Annotated in this window: 5 protein-coding genes; 1 reads left to right on the top strand and 4 read right to left on the bottom strand. The window is 74.8% G+C overall.

The window, feature by feature from the left end; translation table 11 throughout:
- Positions 1-10: 10 nt before the first annotated feature.
- On the bottom strand, positions 11-9,349 hold the full coding sequence (locus ACG83_RS13270) for a type I polyketide synthase (protein ID WP_083473189.1): 9,339 nt from the start codon (positions 9,347-9,349) through the stop codon (positions 11-13).
- Between the two features lie 529 nt (positions 9,350-9,878).
- On the opposite strand from ACG83_RS13270, the gene ACG83_RS13265 reads away from it, so the two are divergent.
- A complete protein-coding gene (locus tag ACG83_RS13265; protein ID WP_054566399.1) occupies positions 9,879-10,646 on the top strand; it encodes an alpha/beta fold hydrolase in 768 nt (255 codons plus the stop codon).
- Positions 10,647-10,670: 24 nt separating this feature from the next.
- On the opposite strand, the gene ACG83_RS13260 is transcribed toward ACG83_RS13265, so the two are convergent.
- The 3 genes from ACG83_RS13260 to ACG83_RS13250 all read right to left on the bottom strand — a co-directional run bounded on the left by ACG83_RS13260 (position 10,671) and on the right by ACG83_RS13250 (position 13,874).
- Positions 10,671-11,492, bottom strand: coding sequence for an SDR family NAD(P)-dependent oxidoreductase (locus ACG83_RS13260; protein WP_054566398.1), 822 nt, complete (start codon positions 11,490-11,492; stop codon positions 10,671-10,673).
- 108 nt (positions 11,493-11,600) lie between these two features.
- Complete coding sequence (locus tag ACG83_RS13255) at positions 11,601-12,611, bottom strand: LacI family DNA-binding transcriptional regulator (protein WP_054566397.1); 1,011 nt, start codon at positions 12,609-12,611, stop codon at positions 11,601-11,603.
- A gap of 99 nt (positions 12,612-12,710) precedes the next feature.
- Positions 12,711-13,874 carry an FAD-binding oxidoreductase gene (locus ACG83_RS13250; RefSeq protein WP_054566396.1) on the bottom strand — a complete coding sequence of 388 codons (1,164 nt, stop codon included), beginning with the start codon at positions 13,872-13,874 and terminating at the stop codon, positions 12,711-12,713.
- Positions 13,875-14,062: the final 188 nt, after the last annotated feature.

Genomic DNA, 14,062 nt, shown 5'->3' with positions numbered 1-14,062 from the left:
GGGCGCCGGCTCATGGCTCGTTGTCGATGAGCGCGAACAACTCGTCGTCCGAGGCGTTCTCCAGCGATGCGGGCACCGCGGGGACATCCTCGCCGCCGGTGCGCGCCGACGGCGCCCAGGGCACCGGGGACATGGGGTACGCGGAGGGCACCGGAGGCTCGGGCTCCGCGGCGGCCTGTGGACCCTCGGTGGCGGGAACGACGTCGGCCAGCCGGTCCGCGAGATGCGCGGCGATCCTGGCGGCGGTCGGGAAGTCGAAGACCATCGTCGGGGCCAGCCGCAGCCCGGTGGCGGACCGCAGCCGGTCACGCAGCTCCACCGAGCCGAGCGAGTTCAGGCCGAGGGCCGCGAGCGGGCGCGCGGGATCGACGGCCTCCGGGCCGGAATGCGCGAGCACCGCGGCGACGCTGTCGCGCACCAGGTCGAGGATGAGTCCGCCCCGCCGTGCCGCGGGCGCCGCCGCGAGCTCCAGGAGGAAGGTGGCCTCGTCGGCCTCCGGCGACGTCCGACCCGCGTCGCCGCCGGCCCCGTAGCCGTGGCCGTGGCCGGCCCGACCGGCGCTGAGGCGGGTACCGAGTCCGGGCCCCTCGCCCGGCGCGCGGACGAGACCCCGCAGCAGCGGTGGGACCGGGTGGGTGGCGGCGAGGCCCGCCAGGTCGAGGCGCGCCGCAACCACGTGCGGCGCGTCCAGACGCAGTGCCGCGTCGAAGAGCGCCAGGCCTGTCTCCGCCGGCATCGGCGCGACGCCGAGACGCTCCAGGCGGGCCAGGTCGGCGGCGCCGAGGTGCGCCGTCATCGCGCTGTCGGGCTCCCACAGGCCCCAGGCGATCGAGATCGCCGGCAGGCCATCCGCCCTCCGGCGCAGCGCCAGCGCGTCCAGGAAGGCGTTCGCGGCCGCGTAGTTGGCCTGGCCCGCGGTGCCGAGAGTGGCCGCGGCGGAGGAGAAGAGAACCAGCAGCGGCGGGTCGTCGCGGCCCGTCAGCTCGTGCAGGTTCCAGGCCGCCGCGGCCTTCGGGGCCAGCACGCGCTCGACCTGGTCCGGCGTCACCGAGGTGACGGCCCCGTCGTCGAGCACGCCGGCGGCGTGCACGGCGACGGTGAGCGGGCGGTCCGCCGGGATCCGGGCGAGGACACCGGCGAGCGCGGGCCGGTCCGCCGCGTCGCAGGCGGCGATCTCCACGGTGGCGCCGCGCTCGGCGAGGTCCGCGACGAGGTCGCCCGCGCCGGGCGCCCGCGGCCCCCGGCGACTGGTGAGCAGCAGGTTCCGCACCCCGTACCGGTCGACGAGATGACAGGCCAGCAGCCGGCCGAGCGTCCCGGTCCCGCCGATGATCAGCACCGTTCCGTCCGGGTCGATCCGGCCAGGACGCCCGGACGAGCCCACCGGCCGGGACGAGCCCGCGTCGGCGGGGTGGCGCAGGCGGGTGAGACGTGGCACCCGCAGTGCCCCGGCCCGCACCGCCAGCTCGGGTTCCCCGGTCGCGAGCGCGGCGGCGACCAGGGCCGGTGTGGGTGCGGTCGCCTCGTCCGGGTCCAGGTCCAGGAGGACCAGTCCTCCTGGATGCTCTGTCCGCGCGCTCCGCAGCAGGCCCCAGAGTGCCGCGGCGGCCGGCTCCACCCGTGCGCCGCCCGGCCCCGCCGGTCCGGCGGCCGATCCTGCCGGCCCGGCCGGATCGGCCGACAGCGCGCCGCGGGTGAGGACGACGAGGCGGCTGGTCTCGGATCGCTCGTCGGCGAACCAGCCGCGCAGCTGACCCAGCATGCGCTGGACCGCGTCCCGCGCCGCGGCGGCCGGCCCCGCGCGTTCCGTCTGGTCCGTCTGGTCCGTCGCGTCCAGGATCACGACCGGCGCCGTCTCGGGCCCCTCGACGAGGGCGATCAGATCAGCCGGTGCCGGCCGGGACAGTGCCTGATGGCGGCGCAGCCCCGCGGCGACGGGGCCGGTTCCCACCACCGTCCACTCCGGGTCGTCGGCGGCGGCCGAGCCGGAGGCGGCCAAGGCACCGGAGGCCGCGGAGCCGGAGCCGGGCAGCGCGGAAGTGGGCGGTGCGGCAGTGGGCGGTGCGGCAGTGGGCGGTGCGGTCCAGCGCAGACCGAGCAGCGGGTCACGGTCCTGTGCGGCGAGCTCCCGCAGCCGAGCGGTGGAGGTCGATCGCAGCACGAGCGCCTCCGCGTCCGCTACCGGCCGCCCCGCCGTGGACGCGATCGCCAGGGTGACGCCGTCCTCGCGAGGTGACAGCCGCACCCGAACGGCGGTCACCCCGGCGGTGTGGACGCGGACCCCCGCCCAGAGGAACGGCAGCCGGATCGCCGGCCCCTCCAGAGCGATCTCTCCTGCCGCGGACCCATCCGGCGCAGAGCTATCCGACGCCGAACCGTCCGACGAAGGCCTGGTCAGGGCGGGCCCGCTGAGCACGACCGGGTGCAGGGCGGCATCGAGCAGGGCCGGGTGCAGCAGGAAGCGCGGCGCCTCGGCGCTGCGTTCCGGCGGCAGCTCCACCTGGGCGAACAGAACGTCCCCGGCCCGCCACAGCTCCCGCAGGCCGCGGAAGGCCGGCCCGTATTCGTAGCCGGACGCCGCCAGCCGGTCGTAGGCGTCCCGCAGATCGACGGCGTCGGCGCCGTCCGGCGGCCAGTTCAACGCCCAGTCAGTGGTGGCCGGCCTGGTACCGCCGGGCCGGACCCGGCCGGCGGCGTGGCGGGTCCACGGCTCGCCGGGAATGCTGTCCGCCGGCCGTGAGTAGACGTCGACGGGGCGCGAACCGTCCGCGGCCGCGGCCGGCCCGAGAACCGCCTGGAGATCGAGGGCGCCGTGCTCAGGAAGCAGGCACGGCGCGTGCAGCGTCAGTTCGTCCAGGTGGCCGGGACCCAGGTGGCCGGGATCGGAGTCGGCGCCGGTTCCGACGGCGAGGGCGGCCTCGACGAAGGCACTTCCCGGGAGCAGGGGAACGCCGCTGACGGCATGGTCGGCGAGCCAGGGATGGGTGTTCCGCGACACCCGGCCGGCGAGCACGGACTCGTCCCGCCCGGCGACGTCCATCGCCGCGCCGAGCAGCGGGTGCCCCGTGGGAGCCCCGACCAGCCCGCTGGCGTCACCCGCCCCGGAACCACCCACACCACCGTTGCCGTCACCGCTGCCGTTGCTGGACGCGACGCTGGCCGCGGCCGTGCCGTCCGGCGCCGCCAGCCAGTAGCGCTGGCGGTCGAAGGGATAGGTCGGCAGATCGACGACGCGGGCGGTGCCGCCGAACGCCGCCGACCAGTCCACCTCTCCGCCCGTGACGTGGAACCGGGCCACCGAGGTGAGGAAACGGTCCAGCCCGCCGTCGTCACGGTGCAGCGAGCCGGACGCGGAGCCCTCGGCGTCGGCTTCGTCCAACAGCTCCTCGACCGACAGCACCAACGCCGGATGCGGGCTCATCTCGACGAAGTGGCGGTAGCCCGCGCGGATCAGGGTGCGCACGGCGGCGTCGAAGCGCACCGGCTCACGCAGGTTGCGGAACCAGTAGTCCGCGTCCAGCAGGGTCGTGTCCAGGACGTCCCCGGTCACCGCCGAGACGAACGGGACCGGGCAGGCCCGGGCGTCGACCGCACCGAGGCGGCGTGGCAGGGGCTCCCGCAGCGGATCCACCGACGGTGAGTGCGACGCGTAGTCGACCGGGATCCGCCTGGCCTGGATCCCCTCGTCCTGCAGCGCGCGCACCAGGGCGTCCACCGGCCCGGGCGCACCGGCGACCACGGTCGACCGCGGCCCGTTGACCACCGCGACGTCCAGCCTGAGGTCGTCCACCCCGAGCTCCCCGATGCGGCGACGGACCTCGGCGACCGGTAGCGGGACGAAGGCCATCGCGCCGCTGCCGGCGAGCGACTCGAGCAGCCGGCCGCGGACGGCGACCACCCGAGCGCCCTCCTCCAGCGTGAGCGCGCCGCCGACGGTGGCCGCGGCGATCTCTCCCTGGGAGTGGCCGACCACGGCGCCGGGCAGCACCCCGTAGCCGGCCCACAGCCGCGCGAGCGAAACCATCACCGCCCACAGCGCCGGCTGGACGACCGACACCCGGTCGAGGGCCCGCGGGTCGCCCTCGCCGCGGATGACGTCGACGAGCGAGAAGTCGCAGTGCGGGGCCAGCGCCTCGTGACATTCCGTCATCTGGTCGCGGAACACGCCCGAGGACGCGAACAGATCGGCCGCCATGCCGTGCCACTGCGATCCCTGGCCGGGGAACACGAACACCGGGGCCGCCGCGCCGGCCGACGCCGTACCCCGCACGACCGACGCCGCCGGGCCTGCGGTACCGGCCCGGCCAGGCGCCGACCCGGTGGCCTGCGGCGGCTCACCGTCCGCCAGGGTCCGCAGGCCGTGCAGGACGTCGACCCGGTCGCGCCCGAGCACCACCGCCCGATGGTCGAAGGCCGACCGGGTGCGGGCCAGGGAGAGGCCGATGTCCGGCAGGGCCAGGCCCCGGTCGCCGTCCTCCAGCACGGTGATCAGCTGGCGCGCCCGTGCCCGCAGCGCGGTCGGGCTGGCGGCGGCGAGCACCCAGGGCGTGGGACGCGGGCCGGTCGGATCAGGCAGACCCGATGAACCAGGCTTACCTGACGGGCCGGGCTCACCCGCCGGACCAGACGAGCCCGAGAGGCTGGGCGAGCGGGACGAGCTCGGATGTCCGGGCGTCTCGGCCAGGTCCAGAGCCGGTGGTGCGCCCTGCTCGATGATCACGTGGGCGTTCGTGCCGCTGATCCCGAAGGCCGAGACGCCCGCGCGGCGCGGGCGGTCCGTCGACGGCCAGTCGACCGCCGACGTCAGGAGCGACACCGCGCCGGCGGACCAGTCGACCCGCGGGGAGGGCGCGTCGAGGTGCCGGGTGGCCGGGAGCCGCCCCTGCTCCATCGCCCTGATCATCTTGATCACACCCGCGACACCCGCGGCGGCCTGGGTGTGGCCGATGTTGGACTTCAGCGACCCCAGCCACAGCGGCCGGTCGGCCGGGCGGTCCTGTCCGTATGTGGCGAGAAGGGCCGCCGCCTCGATCGGGTCCCCGAGCGCGGTGCCGGTCCCGTGTGCCTCGACGGCGTCCACGTCCGGCGGGGTGAGGCCCGCGTTCGCGAGCGCGTCGCGGATCAGCCGCCGCTGCGCGCCCGGGCTGGGCGCCGTGAGTCCGTTGGACGCGCCGTCATGGTTCACCGCCGAGCCGCGCACCAGCCCGAGGACGCGATGGCCGCGCCGGATCGCGTCCGACCGCCGTTCCAGCACCAGCACACCGGCGCCCTCGCCCCAGGCGGTGCCGTCCGCCGCCGCGGCGAAGGACTTGCACCGCCCGTCCGGCGCCAGGCCCCGCTGGCGGGAGAACTGGACGAACAGGCCCGGGTTCGCCATCACCGTCGCGCCGCCGGCCAGCGCGAGCTCGCACTGGCCCGCCCGCAGCGCCTCGGCGGCGAGATGCAGCGCGACCAGCGAGGACGAACACGCGGTGTCGACGGTGAGTGACGGGCCCTCGAGCCCGAGGGAGTAGGAGATCCGCCCGGACGCGACGCTGGCCAGCACGCCGGTCAGCAGATCGCCGCCGGCCCGCTCCGCCGGGGCGTAGAGCCGAGGGCCGTACTCCTGGGTCATGACTCCCACGTAGACGCCGACCTGCCGGCCGCGCAGCGACGCGGGGTCGACGCGGGCCCGTTCCAGCGCCTCCCAGCTCAGTTCGAGCAGCAGCCGCTGCTGCGGATCCATCGCCGCGGCCTCGCGCGGGGCGATGCGGAAGAAGGCGGCGTCGAACAGGTCCGCGTCGTGCAGGAAGTGGCCGTTCCGGGTGTAGCTCGTGCCCGGTCGGGTGGAGTCCGGGTCGTAGAGCCCGTCCAGATCCCAGCCCCGCCCGACCGGAAAGCCGGACACCGTGTCGACGCCGTCGACGACCGCTGCCCACAGCGCGTCCGGGCTGTCGATGCCGCCCGGGAAACGGCAGCTCATCCCGACGATCGCGATCGGATCATCGTCGTCAACACCGGTGCCGGTGCCCAGGCCGCCCAAAGCGACGGCCTTCTCAGCCGCGCCCACCCCGGCCCTGGCCTCGGAGCGGCCGTTGCTGCCAGGGAGGGTGTGAACGGCGTCGGGCGCCGCGGCCCGTGTGCCCTCCCGCGCCCGGGTGCCTGGCGCGGCGTCATCCAGGGCCGTGCACAGGTGGGCGGCGAGCAGCTCCGGGGTCGGGAACTCGAAGACGAGCGCGGCGGCCAGCCGCAGCCCGGTCGCGAGGCCGAGCCGTTCCCGCAGCTCGACCGCCCCGAGCGAGTCGATGCCGAGCTCGACGAAGGTGCGGGCCGGCGCGACCGCGTCCGGGCTGTCGTGGCCGAGAACCCCGGCGACAGCCCGGCGCACGATCTCCCGGACGCGCTGCGCGTCGGCGGCCCGCCGCTCGCCGTGTCCCGGCGGCCCGGCCGGTGCCGGTCGTCCCGGCTCCACGGTGGGCTCGGCCACCCCCGGAACCGCAGGCCCGGACACCGGCACGGGTTCGGTTGTGATCGCGGATGCGGATGCCGGCCCGACCTCGGGCGCGACCGCGACCGCGGGTGTGGGCGTGGGCGTGGGTGTGGAGACGGGTATCGGTGCGGGCGCGGGCGGCTGGTGGGCTGCCGTCGGCGCCGGGTCCGGTCGCGGTGTGCCGAGCCAATGCCGTGACCGCGTGAACGCGTAGGTGGGCAGATCGACGACGGAACCCGGCGGGTACCACGGGGACCAGTCGACGGGCGCGCCGTGGGCGTAGGCCGCGGCGGCCGCGCGCAGCACCCGGTGCGGCCCGCCCTCGCCACGCCGGAGCGTCCCGAGCGCGGCCCCGTCGACCGCCACGGCGGACAGCGCGTCGCGAACCTTCCCGGTCAGCACCGGGTGCGGGCTCACCTCCAGGAACAGCCGATGCCCCGCGTCCACCAGATGTCGGGCCGCCTCGTCGAAGCGGGCGGCGCCGCGCGGACCGGTCTCCCAGTAGTCCGCGTCCAGCTCGGCCGGGCCGAGCGGACCGCCCGTGCCGGACGACACGAACGGAACAGCGCACCCGCCCGGACGGATGGGGACGGCCGCACGGCCGCCCCGCGCCACCACCCGAGCCGCGTCCGAGAGCGACAGGCCGCCGGCGACGGTCGCCGCCGCGATCTCCCCGTCGGCTTGCCCGAGCACTGCCGCGGGCCGCACCCCCACCGACCGCCACACCGCGGCCAGCGAGACCGTCACCGCCCACAGCGCCACCCGGGCGACGTCAGCCCGCGGCTCTCCCCCGCCCCCCCCGGGCCCCCGCTGGTCGCCGGCACGCAGGAGGTCAATGATCGAGAAGTCGGTGAAGGGCTCGAGCGCCTGGTCGCACTCGGCCAGCCGTTCCCCGAACACCCGGGACGTCGCCAGCAGTTCGGCGGCCATGCCGCCCCACTGCGAGCCCTGACCGGGAAAGACCAGGACCGGCTGCCGCCCCGCCCGGTGGGCGGCCCCCACCAGGACGTCATCGTCCGGCCGCCCGGCGGCCAGGGCTGCGAGGCCGGCACACAGGTCGTCGCGGGCCGCGCCGAGCACGACCGCCCGGGTACGGAACGCGGAGCGGGTCGTGAGCAGCGACCGTCCCACCGTGACCGCGTCGTGGTCGGGCCGGCGGTCGAGCAGGTCGAGCAGGCGGGCGGCCTGGGCCCGCAGCGCGTCCGCGGACCGCGCGGACACGACCCATGGCAGCACGGCTCCCGGCTCGACATCCTCGTGCCCGGTCTCTCGCCGATCCGGCCGATCGTCGGCGCGTGCCGCCGAGCGGCCGGCGCGTACCGCCGAATGCGGCGCAGGCGCGGGCGGCGAGGACACCACCGGCGAGCGCCGCACCGCAGTCGCGGGTACGGGCGGCGCAGGCGCGGGTACGGGCGGCGCAGGCGTGGGCGGCTCGGCGACGACCAGGTGGCAGTTGGTGCCGCCGACGCCGAAGGAGCTGACCCCCGCGACGAGCGGCCGCTCCGGGGCCGGCCAGGGCGCGGACGACACGTTCACCCGCAGGCCGAGCAGGTCCAGCGGGAGCCGAGCCCCCGGCCGGGTGAAGTGCAGGCTCGCGGGCAGCGCGCGGTTGCCGATCGAGAGCGCCGTCTTGATCAGCCCGGCGATGCCGGCCGCGGCCTCCAGATGCCCGATGTTGGTCTTCACCGAGCCCACCGGGAGCCGCGCGCCAGGCGCGCGCCGGGCGCCGGCGCCGAGCACCGCTCCCAACGCCTCGGCCTCGACCGGATCCCCGACCGCCGTCCCGGTTCCGTGCAGCTCGACATACTGCACCTCGGCCGGCGGCACGCCCGCGACCGCACAGGCCCGCCGCAGGACGTCCCGCTGCGCCCGCACGCTCGGCACCGCCAGCGGACCGTCACCGCCGTCGTTGCCGACCGCGCCGCCGAGGATCACACAGTGGATCCGGTCGCCGGCGGCCACGGCGTCGTCGAGCCGGCGCAGGACGACCATCCCGCCGCCCTCGCCGCGCACGAAGCCGTTCGCCCGCTCGTCGAAGGCGAAGCACCGACCGTCGGGGGAGAGCGCGCCGAGGCCGCGCATCCGCAGCGTGCTCTCGGGGGCGAGGTTGAGCTGGACCCCACCGGCGAGCGCGAGGTCCGACTCGCCGCGCCGCAGGCTCTCACAGGCCAGGTGCACGGCCACCAGCGACGAGGACTGCGCGGTGTCGACGGTCATGCTCGGCCCGCTCAGGCCCAGCGCATGGCACACCCGGTTCGAGATGAGCGCCGCCGACAGTCCGGTCGCGAGGTACCTGTCGGACGGCCCCGGGGCCTGTCGCGCGGCGAGCAGCGCATAGTCCTCCCCGGTCGCCCCGACGAAGACACCCGTCCGGGAGCCGCGCAGCCCGTCCGGCGCCCGGCGCGACTCCTCCAGCGCCTCCCACGCCAGTTCCAGGACGAGCCGCTGCCGCGGGTCCATGGCGTCGGCCTCTCTCGGCGAGACACCGAAGAAGTCCGCGTCGAAGTGATCGACGTGCTCCAGGAACCCGCCGACGCCGACCAGGTTGGGCCAGTCATCTCCGGCAGCTCCGGCAGCTCCGGCAGCTCCGGCGACCCCGGCATCTCCGGCGTCTACCGCGTCTCCGGAGCGCCCGAGTGGACCGATCTGGCCGGCGGGTCCGGGCCGTTCTCCGCGGTCGGCCTGGCCGGCCGCGGTGCCACGGGCCGGACCGGGCTCCGCGACCGCGTCGACGCCATTGATCAGCAACTGCCAGTACGCATCCGGATCGGCGGCGCCGGGCAGTCGGCAGGAGAGGCCGACCACCGCGATCGCGGACACAGCCGGCCCAGGGTCTGCCCCGGTCACCTCCGACCGCGCCGTCTCCCCGCGGACCGTCATCGTGTCAGCCTCTCCATCCCGGGGCGGGCGCCGCCTGGCCCGGGCAGGCAAAGGCGGAGGCGCGCACGATGATTTCCCCACGATCCATCTGACACTCGATTTCCTGAACACCGCGGGATGGATCGCGGAAACAGCCGGGTGGATCGCGGCCGAATCCAGGGCGTGCCGGACGAGAATCACCCTACAAATCACCGGTCGCCAGCGCTTCCCGAAACACCTGTTCCCGGCACCTGGAACCGGTATCTCGATCGCACGATCGGCGGCACTAATCCGATCTCCCCGCCGGCCGGTGGATCGACCCTCCGCACCGTGCCCGCCGCTCGGACGTCACACCGCGACCGTCCGTCGCGGGCCGCCCCACCGGTGCCCGCTCCTTCAGCCGCCGCTGGCAGCGGCCGCAGCGCGATCCAGGCCGTCGGGCCAGCACCACCGCGGCTGTGCGATGCCACGGGCACGGCAGCCTCGGCCTGGCGGCTCTGCTTGGCGGCTCTGGCTTGGGCGTGGTGGGATCCGGGCGCCAGGGGACGTTATGCCGGAATATGACGACGTGACCATTGTTCTCGTTCATGGCGTTCCGGAGACAGCGGAGATCTGGGACGGCGTCCGGGAGTGCCTCGACCTCCCGTCGGTGGCCGTGGAGCTGGCCGGCTTCGGGACGGCGACGCCGCCGGGTTTCGCCGGCGGCAGAGACGCGCAGGTGGCCTGGATCCTTCAGCAGCTCGACGCGGTCCCAGGTCCGATCGACATCATCGGGCACGACTGGGGATCACTGCTGACGCTGCGGATCGCCACGGCGTACCCGGAGCGGGTGCGCAGCTGGGCCATCGACGTCGCCGCCGTCTCCCACCGTGACTACGTGTGGCAGGACTATGCGCAGGTGTGGCAGACCCCGGGCGACGGTGAGGAGTGGATGGAGAGGTTGCTCGCGGTCCCCATCGACGACCCGGCCAACTTTTTCGCCCTGCTCGCGTATGTCGGCGTACCGCCCGCGGAGTGCCGCCGGATGGCCACCCGTTTCGACGCCACGATGGCCACGGCCATTCTCGACCTTTATCGCTCCGCGATGCCGAATGTGCACACCGGCTGGGAGGCGGCGTCGGCCGGCCGGTCAGCCCGGCCCGGGCTGATCCTGCAGCCGACCGCGGATCCCACCGACGACGCCGACCTCTCCGCCCAGGTGGCGCAGGCGCTCGGCGCGGACACCCTGCGCCTGGAAGGCCTCAACCACTTCTGGATGGTCGAGGACCCGTCGGCCGGCGCGGCCGCGATCACCCAGTGGGTCTCCCGCCAGGCGTAAGGCCCGCCCGGGAGTTCCGAGCCGTCAGGCGTAGTAGTAACCGCCGTCGACGAGGATCTGTTGGCCGGTGATGAAGCCGGCGGCCGGGGTGGCCAGGAAGAGGATCACCATGGCCAGGTCGTCGGCGTAGCCCATCCGGCCCAGCGGCCGGCCGGTTGCCCGTCCCATGATCTCGGCCATCATCTCGGGTGGGAACAACGGATGCGCGCTGACCTGGTCCCGGCCCTCGGTGAGGATGCCCCCGGGACCCGCGCCGTTGACCCGGATCCCCTTGGGACCCCAGGTGATCGCCATGTCGCGGGTCAGGCTGTCGACCGCGCCCTTCGTCGCGTGGTAGGCCGCGAGCCCACCGAAGGGCGGCCGGACCCCGCCGAGCGACGAGACGTTGACGATCGAGCCGCCGGGCCTCATCACCTCGGCCGCCGCGGCGGAGAGGAACAGCAGTCCCTTGACGTTGACCGCGAACAACTGATCGACCAGCGCGGGGTCGAGCGCGTCCAGCGGCGTCGGCTGGAAGGTTCCGGCGTTGTTCACGAGAACGTCGAGCCGGCCGAGCTCCGCGATGGTCCGCTCGATCATCGGGCGATGCTGCTCGACGTCGCCGACGTCCGCGGGAAGCGCGAGCACCGGCGGGCCGACTGTCCGCAGCTCGGCGACGGCCGCCGCCAGCGCGGCCTCGTCGATGTCGTTCACGGCCACCGCCGCGCCGGCCTCCAGGAACCGGCGGGCGGTGGCGTAGCCGATCCCGCGGGCGCCGCCCGTCACGAGCGCCACCTTTCCGGTCACGTCGAAGGGCAGCGGCGGACGCAGCGGGGCGCCGGTGAGAAGATCGGTCGTGTCGGTCATATATCCAGTCTCCTCGAATCTGGATATAATATCTATTATTGAACGGCGATTCACGGACGCGGGAGCTGCCTCCGTCACCGCCGATCGGGAGGCCGGGCTGCTCACCTGCTACCGGGACGCCCGCCCCAGGTCGGTGGAGCCGCGCGGCACCAGATCTGGTTCGAAGACCACATCGGCCGACCCGCCGGGGTTGTCGACGACGAGCTCGGCGGCGCGGCGGCCCATCTCGTACGAAGGCTGCGTGATCACCGATAGCCCGAGCGCGGTGGCCCAGGGGAAGTCGTCCGTCGTCAGGAAGGCGATGTCGTCGGGGATGGTGAGGCCGCGGCCGGTCAGCGCCGTGTGCACGGCGACGGTCAGGCGGCCGGTGGTGCAGACGATCGCGTCCAGTGGCGTGCCCCGGCCCCGGGCTCCGTCAAGCAGAGCAGCCACTGACCGTTCGGCCTCCCGCTCGGTCTCGGCGGAGGCCACCGCCTCCCCGGGCAGCGCCAGGCCGTGCTCGGCGAGGCACCGGCGCAGGCCCGCCACCCGTTCCCGCTGCGCCGGGCGGTCCCCGGAAGTGACCACGCCGATGGATGTCCGCCCGCGCCCGGCGAGATGCCCGGCCATCAGGGCTCCGGCGGCCGCGTCATCCAGCCGGATCGTGTGCAGGCCGGCCGGTGGATCCACGAACCTGCGTGCGACGACCACACAGGGCGTGCCGCCCTCGGCCATCCGGCGGATGCGGGTGTCTGTCTGGTCCCCGGTCGTGACGATCAGGCCGCGCACCCGGTGCTCGTCCATCATCTGGATCAGAGCGGTCTCGTGGTCGCGCTGGCGGAACGTGTTGGCGAACATGACGAGGCTCCCGTTGGCGGCCGCGACGTCGTCGATCCCGCGGATCAGATCGAGGAAGAAGGGGCTGCTCAGGTCCCGCATGACCACGCCGATCGTGCTGGACCGGCCGGCGAACACGCTCCTGGTGAGCGCGTTGGGGGTGTAGTCGAGCCGGCTCACCGCCGCCCAGACCCTGCTGGCCGTCTCCTCGGTGACCGCACCGCCGTTGAGGACCCGGGAGACGGTGGCCGCCGAGACCCCGGCATCGGCGGCCACCTCGCCGATGGTCACTCGCTTCGCCATGGTCGCCGCGCGTCCTCCCTCCCACGGGCGGCGGAGCGCCTCCCACGGATAGCAGCGCGCGCCGCGACCGCACGCCGCTCGGCGACGGTCCCGACGCCGCTACGACGGTATCGCGCCGGCCGCGGGGCCAGGCGCCGCCCGGAACCGCTCGAACCGGAAGGGTGCCAGGGCCTCGTCCCGGTCGAGGCCGAGCACCTCGTCCGCCACCAGACCACCCGCCTGCAGGCACAGCGTCACCCCGCTGTGCGAGACGGCGAAGTGGAAGTTCGGCAGGTCCGCCGCTCGTCCCAACACCGGCAGGCCGTCTCCGGGAATGGGCCGCTCGCCGATGCGGACGCCGTCCACGGCAGCGTCATGAGCCGCCGGGCACAGTGCCCGCCCGGCCTCGAGCAGACGCCGGACGGCTGTGTCGTCGGCGACGACCGGCCCGGTGTCGGAGGTTCGCACTGCCTCGTCCAGCGCGGGTGAGTGCATCAGCAGCCCCGCGGCGCCGTCCGGCCGCAGGTGGACGCGCGGGGCGTGTACGACCCGGGACACCGGCAGCGCCGCGGCTGACACGCGGACGAGCAGGCCGCAGGTGTTGCGCATCGGCAGGTCGAGGCCGACGAGTTCGGCGATCACGCCGGCACGGGGCCCGGCGCAGTTCACCACCGCCGCGACTGCCAGGGTTCGGCCCGATGCCATCCGGACGGCGCTCACCTGGCCGGCGGATGTCTCCAGGGCGACCACGCCGTCGCCGGTCAGCAGTTCGGCGCCATGGGCGGCGGCCACGGAAAGCAGGTAACTGATCAACCTTTCCGGCGCGACCCACCCCTCGTGGGGAAAGAAGGCGATCTCGTCCGCCGGCAGCCCGGCGGAGTCGATCCCCGGTTCGATGTCCGCCGCCTCGGACCTGCTCAGCCATCGGGCCTGGTAGCCGTCGTCGAGGAGCCCGGTCACCTTCGCCCGCAGCTTCTGGCGCGCCTCGTCGTCACCGGCCGCGGCCCACTGCAGGTTGCCGCTCTCGTGGTACCAGTCGGCCCTGGTCGCACCGGTCGCCTCGGCCGCCAGGCGCCGGTGTGCCGCCAGGCCGGCGACGTTGAGGTCCCGGTAGGGCCCGGCAGGCTTGGCCGAGGCGTTCGTCCACGAGAACGTCGCCCCCGAGGTGCCGTGCGCGGGCAGACCCGCCTCCACCACGACCACGCGTGCCCCCCGCCGTGCCAGCGAGGCGGCCACCGCAGCCCCGTACACACCAGCACCGATCACGATCACGTTCGCTGCCATACCCGTCCGTCCTTCCTCGACGTCATGCCGACGCGTGGTCCCGCACAGGCGAAGCGCATCGGATGTAACTAGTTTCAGAAACTAGTTTCACGGAGTCAAGCGGTCTTCTCGGGCGGATGTCCCACCCAGCGAGCGCCTCCCCCCGGCGGCCGAGCATCACGGCTCGGCAGGTACGAACGAGACAGGAC

The organism is Frankia sp. R43, from assembly GCF_001306465.1.
In the GTDB taxonomy this organism is placed as follows: Bacteria; Actinomycetota; Actinomycetes; order Frankiales; family Frankiaceae; genus Parafrankia; species Parafrankia irregularis.
Note: the sequence above shows the minus strand (reverse complement) of the source record. Positions and strands in the feature narration are given on the sequence as shown.

Coding starts and splice junctions, on each gene's coding strand:
- ACG83_RS13265 (WP_054566399.1), top strand. CDS start 9,879: ATGCCGGAATATGACGACGTGACCATTGTTCTCGTTCATGGCGTTCCG.
- ACG83_RS13270 (WP_083473189.1), bottom strand. CDS start 9,349: ATGACGGTCCGCGGGGAGACGGCGCGGTCGGAGGTGACCGGGGCAGAC.
- ACG83_RS13250 (WP_054566396.1), bottom strand. CDS start 13,874: ATGGCAGCGAACGTGATCGTGATCGGTGCTGGTGTGTACGGGGCTGCG.
- ACG83_RS13255 (WP_054566397.1), bottom strand. CDS start 12,611: ATGGCGAAGCGAGTGACCATCGGCGAGGTGGCCGCCGATGCCGGGGTC.
- ACG83_RS13260 (WP_054566398.1), bottom strand. CDS start 11,492: ATGACCGACACGACCGATCTTCTCACCGGCGCCCCGCTGCGTCCGCCG.